At 43.0% G+C, this 18,116-nt stretch carries 21 protein-coding genes; 18 read left to right on the plus strand and 3 right to left on the minus strand.

All coding sequences use genetic code 11. The features are described from left to right. Positions 1–364 precede the first annotated feature (364 nt). From P7F88_RS03810 to P7F88_RS03825, 4 genes are all read left to right on the plus strand, one after another. Entirely contained in the window at positions 365–940 is a 576-nt protein-coding gene (locus tag P7F88_RS03810) for a hypothetical protein (protein ID WP_277822023.1), read from the plus strand. Next, entirely contained in the window at positions 921–2,144 is a 1,224-nt protein-coding gene (locus P7F88_RS03815) for a hypothetical protein (RefSeq protein WP_277822024.1), read from the plus strand. The genes P7F88_RS03810 and P7F88_RS03815 overlap by 20 nt, the downstream gene beginning before the upstream one ends. A gap of 80 nt (positions 2,145–2,224) precedes the next feature. Next, a complete protein-coding gene (locus tag P7F88_RS03820; RefSeq protein WP_277822026.1) occupies positions 2,225–3,130 on the plus strand; it encodes a hypothetical protein in 906 nt (301 codons plus the stop codon). Beyond that, positions 3,127–6,180, plus strand: coding sequence for a tyrosine-type recombinase/integrase (locus P7F88_RS03825; RefSeq protein ID WP_277822028.1), 3,054 nt, complete (start codon positions 3,127–3,129; stop codon positions 6,178–6,180). The genes P7F88_RS03820 and P7F88_RS03825 overlap by 4 nt, the downstream gene beginning before the upstream one ends. Positions 6,181–6,301: 121 nt before the next feature. Here P7F88_RS03825 and P7F88_RS03830 read toward each other — a convergent pair whose 3' ends face one another. After that, entirely contained in the window at positions 6,302–7,402 is a 1,101-nt protein-coding gene (locus P7F88_RS03830) for a hypothetical protein (RefSeq protein ID WP_277822030.1), read from the minus strand. Between the two features lie 189 nt (positions 7,403–7,591). Between P7F88_RS03830 and P7F88_RS03835 the strand changes: the two genes are divergently transcribed. Next, positions 7,592–7,828, plus strand: a complete 237-nt coding sequence (locus tag P7F88_RS03835; protein WP_277822033.1) for a helix-turn-helix domain-containing protein — start codon at positions 7,592–7,594, stop codon at positions 7,826–7,828. Between the two features lie 116 nt (positions 7,829–7,944). On the opposite strand, the gene P7F88_RS03840 is transcribed toward P7F88_RS03835, so the two are convergent. Then, positions 7,945–8,820 carry a hypothetical protein gene (locus P7F88_RS03840; protein ID WP_277822034.1) on the minus strand — a complete coding sequence of 292 codons (876 nt, stop codon included), beginning with the start codon at positions 8,818–8,820 and terminating at the stop codon, positions 7,945–7,947. 358 nt (positions 8,821–9,178) lie between these two features. Between P7F88_RS03840 and P7F88_RS03845 the strand changes: the two genes are divergently transcribed. The 8 genes from P7F88_RS03845 to P7F88_RS03880 all read left to right on the plus strand — a co-directional run bounded on the left by P7F88_RS03845 (position 9,179) and on the right by P7F88_RS03880 (position 13,321). After that, positions 9,179–9,748, plus strand: a complete 570-nt coding sequence (locus P7F88_RS03845) for a hypothetical protein (protein ID WP_277822036.1) — start codon at positions 9,179–9,181, stop codon at positions 9,746–9,748. 12 nt (positions 9,749–9,760) lie between these two features. After that, positions 9,761–10,273 (plus strand): hypothetical protein, encoded by a 513-nt coding sequence (locus tag P7F88_RS03850; protein WP_277822038.1) that lies wholly within the window; start codon positions 9,761–9,763, stop codon positions 10,271–10,273. 107 nt (positions 10,274–10,380) lie between these two features. After that, entirely contained in the window at positions 10,381–11,568 is a 1,188-nt protein-coding gene (locus P7F88_RS03855; protein WP_277822040.1) for a hypothetical protein, read from the plus strand. Then, entirely contained in the window at positions 11,561–11,920 is a 360-nt protein-coding gene (locus P7F88_RS03860) for a hypothetical protein (RefSeq protein ID WP_277822042.1), read from the plus strand. The genes P7F88_RS03855 and P7F88_RS03860 overlap by 8 nt, the downstream gene beginning before the upstream one ends. A 9-nt stretch (positions 11,921–11,929) precedes the next feature. Then, on the plus strand, positions 11,930–12,532 hold the full coding sequence (locus P7F88_RS03865; protein WP_277822044.1) for a hypothetical protein: 603 nt from the start codon (positions 11,930–11,932) through the stop codon (positions 12,530–12,532). Further along, complete coding sequence (locus P7F88_RS03870) at positions 12,522–12,689, plus strand: hypothetical protein (RefSeq protein ID WP_277822046.1); 168 nt, start codon at positions 12,522–12,524, stop codon at positions 12,687–12,689. Before P7F88_RS03865 ends, P7F88_RS03870 begins: the two co-directional genes overlap by 11 nt. 80 nt (positions 12,690–12,769) lie before the next feature. Beyond that, entirely contained in the window at positions 12,770–13,066 is a 297-nt protein-coding gene (locus P7F88_RS03875; RefSeq protein WP_277822048.1) for a cyclic-phosphate processing receiver domain-containing protein, read from the plus strand. A gap of 45 nt (positions 13,067–13,111) precedes the next feature. Next, positions 13,112–13,321, plus strand: coding sequence for a hypothetical protein (locus P7F88_RS03880; RefSeq protein ID WP_277822050.1), 210 nt, complete (start codon positions 13,112–13,114; stop codon positions 13,319–13,321). A 10-nt stretch (positions 13,322–13,331) separates the two neighbouring features. Here P7F88_RS03880 and P7F88_RS03885 read toward each other — a convergent pair whose 3' ends face one another. Continuing rightward, the gene (locus P7F88_RS03885) at positions 13,332–14,009 is read right to left on the minus strand and encodes an NUDIX hydrolase (protein WP_277822052.1); all 678 of its coding nucleotides are present in this window, start codon (positions 14,007–14,009) and stop codon (positions 13,332–13,334) included. Positions 14,010–14,221: 212 nt separating this feature from the next. Here P7F88_RS03885 and P7F88_RS03890 point away from each other — a divergent pair, with 212 nt between their 5' ends. From P7F88_RS03890 to P7F88_RS03910, 5 genes are all read left to right on the plus strand, one after another. After that, positions 14,222–15,205, plus strand: a complete 984-nt coding sequence (locus P7F88_RS03890) for an SPFH domain-containing protein (protein WP_277822054.1) — start codon at positions 14,222–14,224, stop codon at positions 15,203–15,205. Beyond that, a complete protein-coding gene (locus P7F88_RS03895; RefSeq protein ID WP_277822056.1) occupies positions 15,192–16,112 on the plus strand; it encodes a diacylglycerol kinase catalytic domain-containing protein in 921 nt (306 codons plus the stop codon). Before P7F88_RS03890 ends, P7F88_RS03895 begins: the two co-directional genes overlap by 14 nt. 85 nt (positions 16,113–16,197) lie before the next feature. Further along, on the plus strand, positions 16,198–16,659 hold the full coding sequence (locus tag P7F88_RS03900) for a 5' nucleotidase, NT5C type (RefSeq protein ID WP_277822058.1): 462 nt from the start codon (positions 16,198–16,200) through the stop codon (positions 16,657–16,659). Between the two features lie 185 nt (positions 16,660–16,844). Then, positions 16,845–17,732 (plus strand): hypothetical protein, encoded by an 888-nt coding sequence (locus P7F88_RS03905; protein WP_277822060.1) that lies wholly within the window; start codon positions 16,845–16,847, stop codon positions 17,730–17,732. A 10-nt stretch (positions 17,733–17,742) separates the two neighbouring features. Beyond that, the gene (locus P7F88_RS03910; RefSeq protein WP_277822062.1) at positions 17,743–18,030 is read left to right on the plus strand and encodes a hypothetical protein; all 288 of its coding nucleotides are present in this window, start codon (positions 17,743–17,745) and stop codon (positions 18,028–18,030) included. Positions 18,031–18,116 lie beyond the last annotated feature (86 nt).

The following is an 18,116-nucleotide window of genomic DNA, read 5'->3' on the forward strand; positions in this document are numbered from 1 at the left end:
TTTATTGGCGACTAATTTCGTGGTCTTTTAATAATGGGGATTGATCTTTAAGTATCGAAAAATCATAGAAACACAAAAACACGCAATAAAGCGTTTAATTTTTAAAGATTTGAGAAATTCCTAAGTAGAAGGGCAACTTGGAGCGTGCAGCGGGAATCGAACCCGCATCATCAGCTTGGAAGGCTGTAACCATACCGAACTCAACATCAATAATATCAGCCAAATTCAATGATATCAATAGTTAATGGCATCAAGAGATTGACGGTGAGGTCATATTACAACATACTACACCGACACGTAGCCACAAACGGCATGTTTTAAAGGGCTACTTATGGTACCTTGTGTTTTAGTGTAGGAGTTGAAATTGGCTAGATTTCTGTCCCAACTTAAGAAGAAAAACTTATCCGTGGACATCCATCCTCGGGCTATAGATGCCTATCGCTTTTATCATTCTCAGGCCTTCTTGTTTGACAAGACCCACTTCAAAATAGATGCGCTGAAATCACTTCAACATGGTCAAATTTTCTCTGCGATACATTCGTCATCTAGTAAGTGTTTTCTCTTTGGTGGATTTGAAGTATTGGGCTTTTCTGTCCATCAGTTTGATATCATGAGTCACACAGTGATTGTTTATGATGATTTGGAGGATGATGAAATTGAGTTGATTGCTTGGATGGGAGTGATGAGAAGTTTAACTTCGACCGTTCAAAATAGTCAGTTGGAGCTTCTTCGAAAGTCTATCAATGTGTCTGCACCAGATACTGTTCTACAAAAGATATTTACTGCAAAGAAACTCACTCAAAGAAAACTGGCCGAGTGTACGGCACTTACCGTGTCGGGTTTGAAAAAGCAGCACAAGATTAATCCTGTTGATCAACAAGTTCCCGACGTCAATTTAAATATATTCGAGAAAGTGATTAATGGCATTGGTAGTGAATGATAAGAATAAGGCTTCTTTTTTTCAAAGACTGTTCTCTTGCTCACCAACACAAAACAGTGCGATAGCCTATGAAGTTTTGAGATTATGTAAAATTCTTTTCCCCCAGTATCGGGAGCATTTTCTGGGGGAGTACGAATCATTAGTTGAAGAAGCTAACAAATACATAAATGAGAATCCACAGGCTTTATCTGCTGTTTATAGTGATTTATCCAGTAAACATTTATTGACTCAGCGGTACACCGCAGCATTCATCACTGTTGAGGCAAAACGAACAATTTCTTCTGATAATCAATTTGACAACTACAAAGCTATCACTCTGTTGGTCATTACTTATTTAAGTTTCCGCGGTAATCATGAACACAAAGAGTTATGTAATGATGTACGTCAGTGGGCTCTTGGCAGAAGAGAAAAGTCATACTTAAATTTACCTGATATAGAGGGCTTTGATTTTGACGCACTAATTAAAGCTCTTATGTCACTAAGAAATAATGCGGGGTCAGAAAAGTACCAGCGGGAAATAGGTCATTTGGTAACGTCTTTTCAATATGCGCATTTGGATAAAGAAAGAGCTACTCGTACCGTAACATCGCGGAAATTTAATAAGGACAGTCAACTTCAACAAACGAAAAAGCATGCAGAGGATGAATATGGTGTATCGGTCTCGGTGATTGAAGAGCAGGAGTTTGATGAAAAAGATGGAGTTAATGCTTCTTGGGAGGGAGAGGAGGAACGGTCCGGGAACATAAGGTCGCTGTCTGTAGTCTCATCTAACGATGGTATACGTGAAGAATACGCATCGCAGGCAATACAAGCCAAAGCTATCACTGAGCGTATTCGTAGAAAAAGTATGATGCTTAGTTGTGATATATCAACAATGACAATGTTTGAGTTACACCATCTAATATCAGGTTGTATTAAATTGATGAAGTACAACAACCAATACTTAGAAAGTGCAAGGGTACTCCTGTTAATGTTATTGACAGGAAATTCTTTTAGTGAAGTGCGGAGTTGGAGTGCAATCAAAAGAGATGACCGAGGTATTATTGGCATAAAAAGGGAGTTTCAGCTTCCTAGCCACTCACAACGCGAGCAAATAAAGCCGATGCTCAAAGATGTAGTACAAGAATACCCCTGTTTCTCCCTCTTAGTCTGGTGTCTGGTATCCACAATTTCAAGTTTCATGGAACAACTGACGCAGACTTAAAACATGTATTATCTGCTCTGAATAAAGAGCATGGAACTAGACTCAGCCTTGGTAAAGTATCATCGTACTTTGTTCAAGTAATGATGGCTGTTGGACAAGATCATACTCTTGTGGATCTTATCACAGGTTATGACGCGAAAAATAAGCCAGCTCGCTTTTACACTCATATTCCATACCAGACATTGTATTTTACCTATAAGCGGTATCTAGGTTACATTGACAGGGCAGGGAAAACTGACTTTCGCTCCGAGTTGGCAGAAGTTGAACAAGTGTTTCTTGAACAGAATGTAGGCTCACCATTGTACGTAGATGATAGTCTTCTTCAGGAAATTTTCTCCGGACTAATAACTGCAATTGATACCTTATCCGCTACTCAAAAGGGGCTTTACTCAGAAACAACGCACAACTTGAAAGTCATATATCTTCAGCTTATTCTAAGCTTGGGTAGTGGTTATCGACCGGTTGATGCCTGGTTCGGCACAATCGATGACATACACTTCCTTTCAGGAGAGTATCGAATCGCTGAAAAGGAACGCTCAGTTGGATATAGTGGTAGAACAGTATTGCTGCCTCACATTGTGCTGGAGCATATTCGGCAATATATAGACTATTGCGAGCAGTTAGTGATCTATTATGCACAATCCGATATAGAACTATCTGACCGATATCAGCAAGCCATAAATGGAGATATGCCGTTTTGCTTTTATCGTTATCAGGAGGCGATACAAGAAGTTAAACCGTCAACATATATGCAACATGTTGATTTGATACTTCCTTTGCCAGCGAATTGGGCTCGCCACTATCTACGTTCTTTCCTGTTTAGCAAAAATGTCGGAGATGAGCTGATAGATGCATGGATGGGGCATATCCATACTAACCAATTACCGTTTGCTCAGTTTAGTAGTTTAACCCGGAAAGATTTGCATGTGATTCGTGATCTATTAGAAGAACACATAGTCATGTTGTTATCAGAGGGACGAAAATGAGTGGCAAGAAGTTTGGTGAGGAAGGAAGGCACAAAGCGCGTATAGAGCATATAGAGAGGGTAACGAAGGAGTCAATAAAACTGTTGGCGAATCAGTTCCCAGATCCCGCTATACGTCCATCAGAATCTGATTTTATCTCGGGCTGGGAAGCTTTTTTTCAGAGCTTAATAAAAACTTTTGGTAGACAAAATGATTTTCGTCAGGCCTTTAATGTAGGCGTTCGTCAAATCAAAAAGTATCAAGTACAACACGGTTGGGATTTCTCACCACCACATCATATCTTTACCAATAGACCATCCCCACAACTTCGGAATCCGAGTTGGCAAAAAGGTGCCTGGGCTCTCCATGATGCCTACCAGCAATGGAATGGTACATACAGTAAACTAGAGTCTCGGGACATCCAGTATAGGTATCAGTCACTATTACTTTCGTTGCTGATGGATTCTGGTCAGTGCAATATCGATGTGCTTAAGGCATTTAATCTAAAGCTTAAGTCATCAGAGGCGTTGCCGGTGCAAAGTTTTTCTGGTTACACTTTCATCACACTGGTTCTTAATAACGATAATCTTAATAGTAATGCCGAGCATGACGGCGAGAGGTTAACCATTTATCAATGCTATTTGTCTTTAAAAACGTTGGGACAACTCAAACTCTGGCAGAAGCTAGACAAAAAGGACTGGCAATATCCTGAAGATGCAAATGCTATCTTAGCTAAAATGAAAGAGAACTTTCCTAACCATAAAGATCTTCCGACGAAAGCTCAGATGTTTTGCTCGTGCGCATCTTTTTGGTATGAAAGGCATAGTAACCCTACCCTAAGTGAAGCTCTTCTGGAGTTCAGGATTGGAAGAACTCATTCATACTCACTTCCAACATCGAACTTAATCAGGTTAATTGCTCCAACGGTGCAACCTGTTCAACCTGCTTCGTTCTATGATTTTTCGACTAAAACTTCAGCTAATTATAGACGAACAGAATGTGTAAATACTCTGGGCTTACCTCTCAAGCACAATCAATTCATCAGCAAGCTAAAAGAAGCCTGCAAGCCTAGTATTGATGGGAATAAGGTTTCCCCAAAAACAGTTCGAGCTAAGTTAGAAACTGTATTAGGTGAGTTTGAACTTGTGGGCTGGCAGCAGGTGTTTGTCCAATGGTTAATATATAAGACACATGACTGCAAGGCGAGTACCGTTAACGGATATATGCTAAACCAAGCCAAATATTGGTATAAGATGAATACTGAGCGACCACTTCTTGATGTCACATCTACCGTGGAGTTGGAAGAGATTTATCAGGAGCACATTAATTTCCACATGACCCCCAAGGCTAAGGGGTTCTATGCCAAGCGATTAAAAGACTTACATGTTTTCGCCGCAGCTTTATTGAACTTGCCTGCTGTAAATGACATTTTCTTCAGGGTTGATGTAGGCAAGCGACATACTCGAGCGGGTCTAATTGATGAGCGGCTTTTCAAAGGGCTGCTGAAGCATATCGAAACTTTAAAAGATCTTAATGATACCGACCAAGAAGCATTGCAATGTATCTGTATAATCGCATATCGCTGTGGTCTACGAATGAATGAGCTGTATAAACTTACAATTGACAGTGTCGAGGCTTCGAGGAGTGGATGGATTGAAATACGTCCGAATCGGTTTGGGAATAATAAAACAGCCAGTAGCCTTCGTAAAGTTCCTCTATGGCCTTTGCTTCTGGAGAATGAAGTAGAGATTGTTTCAAATTACATTCAGTCCAAAAGGCGACAAAGTCTAGCAAAGTCAGCACCATTATTGACCATGGGAGAGGATGTTCATCGTCCTTTTAATATGTTTACGGTTTCAAACTACGTGGGGAGGGCATTGAGAGCTCACTCCGGTGAACCGCATTTTGTGTTTTATCACCTAAGACATAGCTGTTTCAGCCGTCTTCAGGTAATGTTGGAGCACCGTGAACCCCATACGATACTACCTCATTTTTATCCATACTCGGACGAGCAAACCAAAGATATTAAAAAGCGACTATTTAAGCAGACGTATTGCAACAAGTATTGGGAAATAGCTGCACTTGCCGGCCATGAAAGCCCTAGAACAACCTTCGAACACTATTTCCATTTAAGTGATTTGCTGAGTGCTCCTGTAACTGAGGAAAACCATAGACCTTTATCGCAAACAGATGCACAAAAAAATGGACTCTTTTCGCGGAGGCAATATCAGGCATTAGCTAATCAGAAGGGTGAAGCTAACTTCGGAGATAGCTTTCCTATGCTGGCCAGTTCACTTGATATTGAAGACATCGTCAGCTCTACGGTAGATGATGATTTCAATGAAGTTAATATTGATGTTCCAACACGAAAGAAAAGAATCCCTATAGATGTGTGCTATCAGGTGCTTGAGGCAGTCTCAGGAGGTGAGGGTGTAGAATCATTGGCATATAAATACCAGTTGAAGTCAGAAGATATAAACAGGTGGTTGGATCATGCTCGGGCACTTAAATCTTTGAGCACAAACTACAATGCCGGCGTTAAAGGATCTCGATTTTTTACGGAAAAGCGAGCACACACTTTAGTACCGGGAAAATATAAAACAATAGAGGAAAAAGAGTATGCCAACCGGTTCCTTGCCAGATTAAGGGATCATTACGGGAACGATAGAGAGAATATTCAAAGCATGATAGCTTATGCTTTGCAGCATACTTACGTAAGCAAATCAGGGATAACATTCAGCTCTCCTTCCACTCTCAGGTTATTCATTAAGACCTTCCAATTTGCAATTCCAAAATCCGACTGGAGGGCAGTAAAACTAGGTATTAACAATAGCATCATTAAAGATGAGTGGCTGGAGGTCTTATGTGATATTTCTACGGCCGAAGAAAAAAGAGGGACATTAACGGGACGCTCAGGTAAAGGTTCTGTTAGACTTGAGCTAAAAAGTCCCAGCGAAGATAAGTACACCAAAAATGAATACAAAAAGTATTCGTCTCATATTCTAATCTACGTATTCTATATGGCTTATATCATGTTTGAAAATCCACCACCTATAGGAAGTCACAAGTAATTACAAGATTACTAATATATGCATATATTTGACTGCGAAAGGTTACTTTCAAAATGATGAAAGACAGCCCCTTCTTTCAGCTAATATTAGATATTTTCAACATTCTTATCGGTTTTTATATCTACATATCCATCAGGCAATGCCCTGCTTTCTTGATGGGGCTCGTGTCACCCCCCATTTTTTGTTCGCCAGTATTAGAGAGAAGTCCTTCTATCACTTTCTCGCGGGATGGAACCGGAACTGGGTTTACTGGAAGCAACGGGATTTCAGTGGTGTACTCAAGCGGCTTCTCTGATGCGCTGCGATAGTAGTTACCACCGATATACATCTCATGCCATGTGTTACGCGCCCGTCCATGAAACAGGTTGTTGGTATTATAGATTAGACGTGCCATATCCCGGTAGATATGATATTTAATCAAGATATCAAACGGGGAGTTATAGATCCCTTTCGTATTTGAATAGCTATGGTCTGAATAGAACTCTACAGCATAGCCATGAATATACTGGCTTACCCATTTTACTTCAGCACCGATGAATTCTGACATTATAACCTTATCAGCTTCAGTAGGCTCTACAAATTCTTTAACCTTAACTCTAACTAGGATAGGGGTAGGGCGGTAAATATATTGGCCCATTTCTGGTTTGCCAACACCTTCCATGCGCCAAACTTGATTTTGAATTTTATCATCACAGTCGAACTCACAGGTTAGTGTCAGACCATAAGTGTCAGCTATTAGCTGTAATTTGGTCAGTGTTTCATCCAATAGTACAGTACGGGCAGTGTCTGCTGTATCTAGCTTTACCCCGTTGTATACCTCTGGCAGATAAGCGCCGGAAACGAAGGTGTGGCTACCATCGTCGGTAAGGAACGCATCTGCGATAGCAAGCCCAACTCCCATACCAAAGCCAAGCGTAGAGCCCAACCCACCGGATATCGCATCACCAATCAATGCCACATCTCCATGATAAAACGCTCCACCACTTTTTTGGGCTTTCTCCACTTCCTGATCTAACGCTTCTGCAATCGCCATTCGTCGAATGCTTTTGTCATAAAGAAAGCGGCGAACATAACGCAGTGTGACCTTTTGACTGTGGGCAATGTCTTGACTGTAGTGCTGGTTAGCAATTTGATCGTCAATTTTAGGACCGGATATGCAGCCGGATAGAGCGATAGCTGAGAACAAGACAGGGGGTAGTATGTTTAGAATAAACTTAGACAACGGTCGTTTCCTTTCAATGCACTAGAATGTTTGAGTAGAACACGGCTGACAAATCAGTGAATTACAAAATGATTTTACTATCACTTGGTTAGCTTCCCAGCACTACTTTTTTGTGTGCACCTTTATGGGTGCACACAGGTGGCGCATTATAGATAAAACTAGTTGCACCCACAATGGTGCAGCTAAATTATGATAAGTAATACAAAGTCAAAGAACATTACCGGATCTAATATTAGAAGAGTAAGGATTGCACAAGAGCTATCTCAACAAGACGTTGAGCGTATTTCAAGCTTACAGGGTAAAAGTATGACCCGAAGTAAGTTGGCCAAGATTGAGTCTGGAATGATCAGAGTCACAGATGAGATTTTGCGAGATTTGGCCAGCGTTTTGAATGTTGATATTAATGAGTTTTTTGAAGAAAAGTAGTCCGAAAAATAGGTTACTAACCGGAAGGAGCCAGGTATACACAACTAATGGGTTTCGTTCAGAAAAAGATGTAAAAAAGCGGCTCTGTTTTGAACCGCTGATTTGATCATAGCAGGCTATTCGTTCACTACTGCTTCAAGATCTTTATTCAGGTCTTCAAAGGAAGAAGCATAATCAAAGGTGACCACATTGCCTTCCATTGTTACCTGAGGGTAGACATCTGCAGTTATTACCACTTTGCTTCCGTTACGATAGGGAGAAAATTCTGGTTCAAGAAGGACGCGTCCCTGCTTTTCTCCCGCTTTCGCAAGGTATCCGGTACCAATACCGAAAACAACGTCCTGCTTACCCCATTTACGTTCAAATGCCGCTTTTACAGCATCTTCTTTGTAAGGGGAATTGTGCTCAAACCGAAAGTCAATTGCCCCACGTTTGATTCGATTTACCAGGCCAACCATGGTTGGGCGAGATCTATTATCATAGCTGCCCATGCCCATTAGCTCGCTGGTATGAGTAGAGGTGATGCTTTCAGGACTAAGAGTCAGGACGCTGAGATTTGTTTCAGAATTGCGTGTGAAGCTGTACGTGCCTAGGGTCTGACCTGAAAAATAGCGTTCACGTATACCGGAATCCTTATCCATTATGCAGCCATTTTTATCATAGCTGTAATAGTCTTTAAGTTGCTCCTGCTCTGTCTCTGTATCGTAGTCACACTTGTAAACATCCGATGTGAAACGATTATCGCTAAAATGCCAGGTGACCTCTTTTCTGGTGCGAATGTCGGTGTCTCTCGATCTTTTCTTCTCTATTTCTTCCATTCCAATCAATTTAGTGACTTCGTTTGGCGTGCCTGCCATATCGGCAGGCAGGATCAATTTTAATGTGTAGTTCGTGTCTGTATCTGTATATGTCACTGGCTCTGTGGAAGTAGTGACACAGCCTGACAGTGTAAGTATGGCTGACGCGGAAATTAGGGTTTTAACCTTCAACATCATTTTTCCTTATTTTTAGTAAATAATCGATCATATGCACCCTTATTGGTGCAATGGATTTGCATAATATATACAAAACTCATAGCACCGAAAAGGGTGCATTAAAATGATGATCAATATCACGAAATAAGAGGATGTCAGGGTTAGTAATAGTAAAAGAGTAAGGCTGGTAAGAAGGCTTTTGATCAAATCTTTGGTCTAGATGGATTGCCAACGGTTAGGGATAACCTATGGATGTTCATGACGAAAAAGCAAGATGAACCCTTAGCTTCAACCGTAATGAATATTTATCAGAGCCGTTCGGTATCAATTGGTGCTGAACAACAGGTTTGAACTTCTGTTAAAAAAGGAACAATAAATGACGATTCAATTTTCCGGGGAAACTGAAACGAATGAAACGTTTCAGGAGACGATTTGTTCACGGTTTGATTTGAAGAGGACTTCAGAGGTAAGGGAAAAGCTTAAGAGTGATCCAACGTTAACCGCGACCATGCAGGTAAGTATTCTTTCTTCCATGGATGGGAAAAGAACGATCACTCTGCTAACTACTGAGATAAATGAAAGTATATACACACCGTTCAATATAAAGGTACGGGCAGTAAATGGCGAGAGCATAGATAAGACGATAGAAGAGCTTTTATGTTGCAGCGCTCTGGCCGAAAAGATGGAGGCGTTAGAGCGGTGTGACTATCCATCTGATCTGGACTTTTCATCATTGTTGTTACAGGCGGGGTTTTTAGAAGTGGTAGAGGAGCCGAAAAAGTTCTTTGCTTTGTTTGATACGACACCGGAACAAATGGCACTGAGGGATGACACCAGCTCAGTCAATGAGATATTGGCAAAGAGCCTATCTCATGACGGCTGGGAGCCGGCAATCACGGTTAGCGTGAAAGAAATCCTTGAATACCTTCGAAAAACGACAGCGTAAAAGGAAGCCGATATGAATATAGGTTTATTGCTTGAAACGTTGTGTCTGGACTACTTCGAAAGAAATATAGAATCAACGACACTCACAGCGTTAGCGGTAGAGGGGACTGTTGATCTTACGAAGTTATTTATATCAGTACCTAATCTTCGGGGAGGACTGATCAAAGAGCTGATTATATCGGAATTTCAGGGTTGCAGCGCGATGCTGGCAAAACAGAATAAGCTTGATGCCCATGCTCTCATGAGACTGGTAAGAAGAGAGTGCTTTCCTTCTGCGCGGTTGGCGCTGGACAACAATCCAGAGTTGTTTAACCAGTTGTTTGGGATGCAGTCTGCAGTTTCAAAAGACTATTACCTGACTCCGGACGTTGAAATTGAGTTCAGAGCCTATTGCATGTCATTGGCGAGGAAGGTTCCCGTACATCAAGCCCTGAGACCGGGAAAACCCGATATTGATGGGGTACTGCTAGTGGCTTATGTTGGGCACTCTGTATGTCATCGTCCATGTGAAGGTATAGTCGTTTGACTTATAGCCTGATAGGCACGCCATCTATTGATTAATAAATGATAGGGATCCCTGCTTTCAACAGAATTGCGGGCAGGGGTTGTTATACCCTAAATAAGGAGTTGCTTGTGTTTAAGCAAATTTCGTTTTTTATTCTGGTCGTATTTTCTACGACATTATACGCAAGTGTCGAACTGGTGAGTGAAGATAAGAACTTTATCAACTTGTCGGTTAAGGAGCACTTTGTTCTTGGGGATAATGACACGCTAACCAGTGCGCGTTCAATGAACCTCGAGCAGGCAAAAAAGTCGGCGGCTGACTACGCCGGCTCATACACGGAAACTGAGCTGGTGGTGGCCGGAAATAAGATCACTAAACAGCAGGTAAGAACACTGACGGCGGCTTATGTCGAGGTGGTTAACTCCAGAGACTCCAGAGCTCTCAGTCAGTCCGGCAGTATGGTTTTGACAACTAAAGCGGACATTCGCCTGTCTAAAGAATCGATTCTTAAAGGTCTTGAGAAATTAAGAAACGATCCGGAGCGGCGTAAGAAAATGGCGGCGCTTGAGAAAGACAATCAGCAATTGCGAAATCAGCTGTTTGAGCTAAGCAGAAAAATCAATATTGGTCCGTCCCGTACTGATCTTATGGCGCAAAGAGAGGCGATTTTCCAGAGCCTTGATAAAAACCGAAAAACCTCTAAGCAGGTATTTGAAGAGGGCACACTATTTCAACTGGCTATCTTAGGCAGAGATGAATATGAACTGGCCCGGAAAGATATCGAAGAGAATGTGTTTGGTTATATTCGCCGTGAGGCAAAAGTCAGAACGGGTAAGCCTCAGTTCATCAAAAACGACAACGGTACATATAACATAACAGTGCCGGTGAGTTGGCGCTTTGACCGTACAGGAATAAATAAAGTGTTTAGCCGGTATATGAAAACAACAGACAGGCACAGAGATATGCCACCGGCTACGCTTGCCGTGAAGGGTTACCACAACACCAGAGACAGGCAGAAGTTACCCTATACGGAAAAGCTGTTTGGGTATTTGTCCAACAGCGTCATCGTCATCAGGATAAATGCGGGAAAGTACAAAGGCTACCTCCCAATAGGAAATACCGGCAGTTTTTCCCATCATCGTGATTACTTTATCCAGTCTTCAGGCTCAGCGGGACAGGAAATGATACGGATTAGTTACCGAAACCCGGTGATTATCCAGAATGTCAGTGAGACAAGCCTGAAGTCGATGACCGCGCTGTCAGCCAGTATCGAGGTACTGAATAAAGACGCGCTAAGGAGATGGCATTATGAATAAGGCGATTTCTTTGGCGGTTGCCGTATTGATGGAGTCTCCAGTTGTATCTGCGACTCAACCTCTCACCGTAATGGAGTGTATCCCTTCAACCGGAAATCCATCAAAGGATATCACTATCGCAAAGGCGAAAGCGAAAGGCCAACTGGTAAGAGAGTTAAGCGGTGTCGTCACGAGTAAGGCTGAACTGGAAAGTAGGGTGACCGAGACGCATCATAGCTTTGATGAGCAGGACGATATGACAGAGCGAACCGTTATCACCGGACGCATGCAGCTTGGTCGCGTTCAAACTACGGCGTCTTACTATCAGGAAATTAATGGCGTAAAGCATTACTGCATTGAACTAAAAATTTAGGAATTTATGATGAAAAAGATATACATGCTTCTTGTAGCTTCAGTTATGGTTCTGTCTGGTTGTGCGTCTTCGCCGGATCCAACAGAAATAGCAACAGAGCAGTTAGAAAGGGAAGCTGCTTTTGCTGACCGGGCACAGGAAAAGGCACAAGAAAAACTTGAGTCTGTTCCGGCCTGGTTCCTCCAGCCACCACGAAACGACAGCTCCGGCGTATATGGTGTTGGCTCCGGAGAAAGCCGAAAGCTAGGGCTTGCGATGAAAAAATCTGGCATGAATGCCCAGTATGAACTGGCAAAGTCTTTCTCTCAGGTGCTTTCCGGTAATGAGCAAAGCTATCAGAAAGAGGGGAGTGCACAACTTACGGAGCAATATACCCGACTGGTTGATAGCCTCGTTGCTTCGGTACCGGTTAACGGTTACGAAACTGTCCGGCAGAAAGTCGTTACTGTTGACGGGAAGTTCACCGCTTACAAACTTCTCCGGCTTTCCTACGAGCGATTTGCTCAGTCGCTGGAAGAAATGAACTCAGAGGGTGTTCAGGGAGAAATCAGGACAGCCTTTTCAGAGCTTCAGAAAAGGTTAACGCATGAGGAAAAGAGCAATGAAAAATAGGCTGTGTTTATTGACACTGTTAGTCGCCATCGGGCTTGTGCTCTCTGGACATACCCGGTTACTGATTGTATTGAATGTCTTACTGATCCTGGTGGTTGGTTTGTGTTTATTTGTCACCAGAAAAAATGCTGATGATGCTCAGAACAAGCACGATTAATGGTTAATCATCTTTCTTACCGGATGGGGTGACATCCGGTAAGTTAATCTCAGAAAAGATGTTTTAAGGATGCCGATAATATGAAAGTTTATCTTGATGACGAACGCAATACACCGAAAGGGTGGGTACGTGTCTATTGGCCTGATGAGGCGATTGAGCTGTTAAAAACCGGAGAGGTTACTGAGATTAGCCTTGATCATGATTTGGGGGATGATGAGCGCGGTACCGGGTATGATGTTGTCCTTTGGATTGAAGAGGCTGTTGCGACTCAGGGCTTCAAGCCTCCGGTAATCAGAGTTCATAGCGCTAATTCTTCAGCCCGCTCGAAGATGGAACAAGGGATTTTAAATATATTAAGGTTATCAGCCAATTGGTAACCTACTTTCACTAGAAAACGACTTATTTTAAAGGGATTACTATCTATGAAAATAGTATCTGTCGCGCAGTATACTTGTGAGCAAGCGCCCTGTGGAAAAGCCATAACCATCTACGAATCGGAAGGTGGGTGGCTTTGGCTAAAAGCCCTGGTCGATGTAGAGGGATTCAAAACAGCGTTTGGCAGTATCGATGAAATTGCATTGTCCCAAGGCTTTGTGAATATGCGTTTGATACACTCTAAAAAGTATCATTAATCTAAATTGGTTATGAAAGATTCCTTTCAAAATGATGAATATCAGCCCCTTCTTTCAGTCGATACTGAGTTGCGGGCCGTCGTCCTGTCTGCACTTTTTCCTCAACAGCCTCAAACATTGAAGAAGCCTCTATCCGGCGAATAAGCGTCTTACGTTGAATCGGTTTATCGATAATGGCTTCGATAGTCGATTTGAGCTCAGCAACAGTAAACTGCTCTGACAAGCAGAACACCGGAACCATGGAATAGAGCGCTTTCTGGCGCAGCCTTTCCACTGCAATACTCACGATTTCTTCATGATCAAACGCAAGCTGATACTCGGAAAGTTGTTTCACCGGCAACCAGGTCGCTTCGCTAACGGTATCTATGTACGTCTTTGCATCCTGGTAACCGATCAGGGCGTAATAGGCGAGGGTAACACTGAATCCCCGGGGATCACGCTCAGTTCCGGAAAATGTCTGAAGTTGCTCAAGATAGGCTGGGTGAATACCCGTTTTATCTTTTAGTTTCCGAAGTGCGGTATCTTCAACATTGCTATCAAGATTCATGTCTACATATCCACCGGGTAACGCCCAGCTTCCCTGATAGGGGTTAATCGCCCTTCGTACCGCCAATACCTGCAGCTGACCTTCATGCACGGTAAATAGTGCGCTATCAACAGTAAACAACGGGGATTCAAAGTGTTTCATTGGTAAGTCTTACATTTGTGTCTTTGTGACATTTATTTTTATACAAGATTCAGGATCTTACAAGTGCTACTGAAAAAAGTTGTGAAATCGTGTTTGACAATATGTGTCACTGGGACATATATTAAAAGTGTCTCAGAGACATATAATGCCAAAAAGGAGGTAAACCATGCTAGGTATCAACTATTTCAAAGCTGATCCATCCACTGTATGTAATGCTGTTTAAAAACGGCAACGTACAGAAACAAGGGGCGGGAACCAGTTTTTACTATTACTCGCCAACAAGCTCATTGGTTGCGGTGCCACTTAGCAGCAAAGAGGTGCCTTTTGCATTTCGCATGAACACAAAGGATTTTCAGGTGGTGACCGTCCAGGGGCAGGTGACATTTCGGATCTCAGAGCCTGAACAAGCCGCAAAAATGCTTAATCTTACGGTCAATGCCAAAGGAAAATACGAGACAGAGGACCCGGAAAAAATAGAGGAGCGGGTAATACGGAGCGTTCAAGTGGTTGTCCGAAATGAAATGGAAAAACAATCGCTACAGGCTGCATTGATGTCCGCTCAGGCGTTATCTTCACTTTTACAATCTGAGCTGGCTAAACAGCCCTCTTTGGAAAGCCTTGGCATTGAGATTAATCAAGCCTCTCTTACTGCGATTTCTCCTACGCCGGAAACGGGTAAGGCGCTGGAGGCGGATATCCTGGAATCACTGCTCAAAGAAGCCGACTCTGCAATCTACTCCCGCCGTTTGGCCAGTATCGACCAGGAAAAACAAGTTAAACAGCGCGAGTTAGAAACGGAAAAAGCCATAACTAAACAGCAGCAGGAGCTGGAGCAACAAAAGTTAGAGGCAGAGCGGGAGCAGATGCAGCAACGGTTTGAAATGAACCAGGAGAGCATCGGTGCCCAGACGCAGGATGAACGTAAGCGAGCTGAACTGGTGGAGTTAGAAAGCAGTAACGCCAGAGCCCGTGCCGACGCAAAGGCGTATGAAATTAAGAGTCAGCTTGAAGCCTATGAACAGATAGACATCGAATGTTTGAAGGTGATGAGCATGGGAAGTTTGAAGCCAGAGCAGTTAATCGCACAAGCGATTGAGAACCTTACCCAGGGTGAAAACCGGGTTGGTAATCTTAATATATCACCAGAGCTGCTGCAGTCGCTCACCAAGCCGGAGCAATACAATGATTACCGATAGAAAACTGGTGCTGGTGACCCGCAAGACAAGATTGCAGGAGCTGAAAGACAAATACTGCACCATAGGACAGGCCAGATTTTACCTGGAGCACCTGGGGGAGTCCTTTGCTGAGTATGAAGATGAACACTCGCACTTTGAGGCATGCAAAACCAGTATTGTGAAGTCCCTAGGAACGATTGGCCGTGTTCAGCATTTAGACCGCAGTATGTTGCCAACCTACTTGTTTGACAGCGATGATATTGTCATTGTTTTGGGGCAGGATGGCTTAGTCGCCAATACATTGAAATATCTGGACGGGCAATCGGTCATCGGGGTGAACCCGTTACCGGACCGATTTGATGGTGTGCTTTTGCCATTTGTAGAAAAAGAGCTGTTAACCGTGCTTACAGAAGTGCTCAGGGGAGCCGTAAACAATAAGCAGGTCAGCTTTGCTGAGGTGACGACGAATCTTGGTGAGTCACTGCTTGGGGTAAACGATTTGTTTATCGGTCCTAAGTCCCATACCTCAGCCCGGTATCAGCTTAATCAAGGTCAATACAGTGAGGAGCAGTCTTCCAGCGGGATAATCGTCTCAACAGGTCTGGGCTCAACCGGATGGTTAAAAAGCATCATTGCCGGCGCATCTGGCATTGCTAACACCCAGGTCAGACAAGAGTTGGTGGATGGATTTTCCTGGGATAGTGGGTATCTTTACTATTCAGTACGTGAGCCTTTTCCATCAGCCACCACCCGATGTGAGAGTGTATTTGGCAAAATCAGCGCCGGGAGTGAGCTGAAGCTGGTATCGAGAATGCCGGAGAATGGGGTGATTTTTTCTGATGGTATTGAAAGTGATGCTATCGATTTCTGTGCCGGTACTATAGCGACGGTTGGGCTTAGCAGTAAAGTCGGCAACCTGATTGTGTAGTGAATATGGCGTTATTGAACACCAACACCATGAATAATGGTATTTGTTTTACAGACTGAGCAAAACAACAAACCTGGGAGAGAACATGTTAAGAGTTTACATCGATATGGATGATGTCCTGTGTGAATACACCCGTGCGTTTGAGGAAAAACAAAGAACTTTCCCTAGTGTGAGATACCCGCAGAGCCAATATGGCTTTTTCGCTAACCTCGAACCTGTTGAGGATGCCGTAGAAAGCGCAAAGAAACTCATAGCGTCCGAACAATTTGACCCTTATATTCTCACCGCCCCAAGTGTCTACAACCCTATGTCCTATACAGAAAAACGCATCTGGATAGAAAAGCACTTCGGTCTGGCATTCTGTGAAAAACTCATCATCTGCTCAAACAAAGGACTGCTGATGGGCGATGTACTTATTGATGACAGAGCAGAGGGGAAAGGGCAGGAGCTGTTTCAGGGTGAGTTGATGCAGTTTGGCACAGCAACGTATCCGAATTGGCGAGCGGTGATGGAGCGGTTAAACGGAAAGGCGGCTACATATAATTAGCTGTCGTTTTGCCGCGAATATTTGGCTTAAAACGAGCATGTATGCCTATCACCCCGGATAACTCAAATGATCAGGGTAGCTTACAATATACTGGGTGTGTCTATCCCAGAAGCGGCACTACGGCTTTAACACTTATCGGTGACATGCAGTCCATTGTCAGGTTATAAAACTTTTGGAGAAACTTCATGCTGAAGAAAGAAAAAGAGGCAATATTAGAGCGCTACCTGCCAGGTATAACAAGGCTGCCTGAGGAAGAAGCTGATACACGGTGGCGTGATGCTTCTGCCGATATTACGTATAAAATTAACTCTGAGCTTCAGAGATTGCGTGGCAAAGGGAAGGACTATTTATCTGTTAACGAACTAAGCCGCGCCGAACGGAATATCTGCGATTATCCAGACCTGCTGAGCTATGATGTTCCCCACTGGCGTTTTCAACAGTATTGCATTCAGTCATGGGAGAATCGTGATGAAGCCGAAGAGAAAAGATTAACTGATGCGATGGAAGTTCCCGCATTTGTCCGAAAAGCACCTGAAGGTTATATCAGCGAATACAAGGGAGAGTGGATCCGCCTGTTTGTCGATAAGCGATTTGTTTACGGCAATCTATATTCTGCTGTCCATTACATCTTCGATAAAGTAGAAGAAATAGTAGAGCAGTGGATTGAGCAGCGCTATCCCTATGAAACGCAGGCGAACTCCTACCTGAACCAGCAGGAAAAGCCATGTCCTGATACTTACCGGGTTGAGTTCACCCATAATCACCCTGAAAACCATGAACGTGCTTTTGCAGCAAGAGCTGAATTTAGAAAACTGTACTGGAAATTGCTGCCGGAATTAAATGCGCAATTAAATCGTCAGGCTCCGGCAACATACCGAATGGATAGCACCGACTACGATGGCAGTCCGATGACAGACTTTGTTTGCAGAAATACATCAACACTATCCCTGATAAGGCCGAAAACCTTTCTTGATGATTTTATGGCTTTAACCCGAAACCCCGAAGAGCTCGACTTTATAGCAAATAAGTACGCAAAGAGGGTAACAAATCATTTATTGAGCGTAGGATTTTAAGGGGCAGTTTATGAAAGAAAAGAAAGGTTCAAAATGTAGTAGTAGACATAAATGCATTAAAAAGGATTGCATACACGCCAACAATCAGCTAGGGATTGATGCTGAACAGGTAGCACTTCAATTATTAGGTGTTATAAAAGGTTTCAAAAAACGTGGCATGAACGAACTGGAAATTCCAGATTTTGCGAATGAGCTTGGCATTATTATGGGTAAGGAAATACGGGATCATAAAAGTTTATTGTCTGGATTTCGCATGGGATTTGAGCACGGTGTGGAGCTTGTTGCTGAGCATAAATAATGTGATGACTCCCAAACTCCTGAGTGAGACATAAATATTGATGAGTATAGTTAATATGTACCTACCAACGGCTGGATAAAGGAGAG

Origin of the sequence: Vibrio hannami, from assembly GCF_029589055.1 — a bacterium.
Lineage (GTDB): Bacteria > Pseudomonadota > Gammaproteobacteria > Enterobacterales > Vibrionaceae > Vibrio > Vibrio hannami.

Bases quoted from the DNA above. Each gene is read 5' to 3' on its own strand.
- P7F88_RS03880 (WP_277822050.1), top strand. From the start codon at position 13,112: ATGAAAATAGTATCTGTCGCGCAGTATACTTGTGAGCAAGCGCCCTGT.
- P7F88_RS03845 (WP_277822036.1), top strand. From the start codon at position 9,179: ATGACGATTCAATTTTCCGGGGAAACTGAAACGAATGAAACGTTTCAG.
- P7F88_RS03895 (WP_277822056.1), top strand. From the start codon at position 15,192: ATGATTACCGATAGAAAACTGGTGCTGGTGACCCGCAAGACAAGATTG.
- P7F88_RS03890 (WP_277822054.1), top strand. From the start codon at position 14,222: ATGCTGTTTAAAAACGGCAACGTACAGAAACAAGGGGCGGGAACCAGT.
- P7F88_RS03815 (WP_277822024.1), top strand. From the start codon at position 921: ATGGCATTGGTAGTGAATGATAAGAATAAGGCTTCTTTTTTTCAAAGA.
- P7F88_RS03870 (WP_277822046.1), top strand. From the start codon at position 12,522: ATGAAAAATAGGCTGTGTTTATTGACACTGTTAGTCGCCATCGGGCTT.
- P7F88_RS03840 (WP_277822034.1), bottom strand. From the start codon at position 8,820: ATGTTGAAGGTTAAAACCCTAATTTCCGCGTCAGCCATACTTACACTG.
- P7F88_RS03910 (WP_277822062.1), top strand. From the start codon at position 17,743: ATGAAAGAAAAGAAAGGTTCAAAATGTAGTAGTAGACATAAATGCATT.
- P7F88_RS03860 (WP_277822042.1), top strand. From the start codon at position 11,561: ATGAATAAGGCGATTTCTTTGGCGGTTGCCGTATTGATGGAGTCTCCA.
- P7F88_RS03835 (WP_277822033.1), top strand. From the start codon at position 7,592: ATGATAAGTAATACAAAGTCAAAGAACATTACCGGATCTAATATTAGA.
- P7F88_RS03905 (WP_277822060.1), top strand. From the start codon at position 16,845: ATGCTGAAGAAAGAAAAAGAGGCAATATTAGAGCGCTACCTGCCAGGT.
- P7F88_RS03865 (WP_277822044.1), top strand. From the start codon at position 11,930: ATGAAAAAGATATACATGCTTCTTGTAGCTTCAGTTATGGTTCTGTCT.
- P7F88_RS03850 (WP_277822038.1), top strand. From the start codon at position 9,761: ATGAATATAGGTTTATTGCTTGAAACGTTGTGTCTGGACTACTTCGAA.
- P7F88_RS03885 (WP_277822052.1), bottom strand. From the start codon at position 14,009: ATGAAACACTTTGAATCCCCGTTGTTTACTGTTGATAGCGCACTATTT.
- P7F88_RS03820 (WP_277822026.1), top strand. From the start codon at position 2,225: ATGATGGCTGTTGGACAAGATCATACTCTTGTGGATCTTATCACAGGT.
- P7F88_RS03825 (WP_277822028.1), top strand. From the start codon at position 3,127: ATGAGTGGCAAGAAGTTTGGTGAGGAAGGAAGGCACAAAGCGCGTATA.
- P7F88_RS03875 (WP_277822048.1), top strand. From the start codon at position 12,770: ATGAAAGTTTATCTTGATGACGAACGCAATACACCGAAAGGGTGGGTA.
- P7F88_RS03900 (WP_277822058.1), top strand. From the start codon at position 16,198: ATGTTAAGAGTTTACATCGATATGGATGATGTCCTGTGTGAATACACC.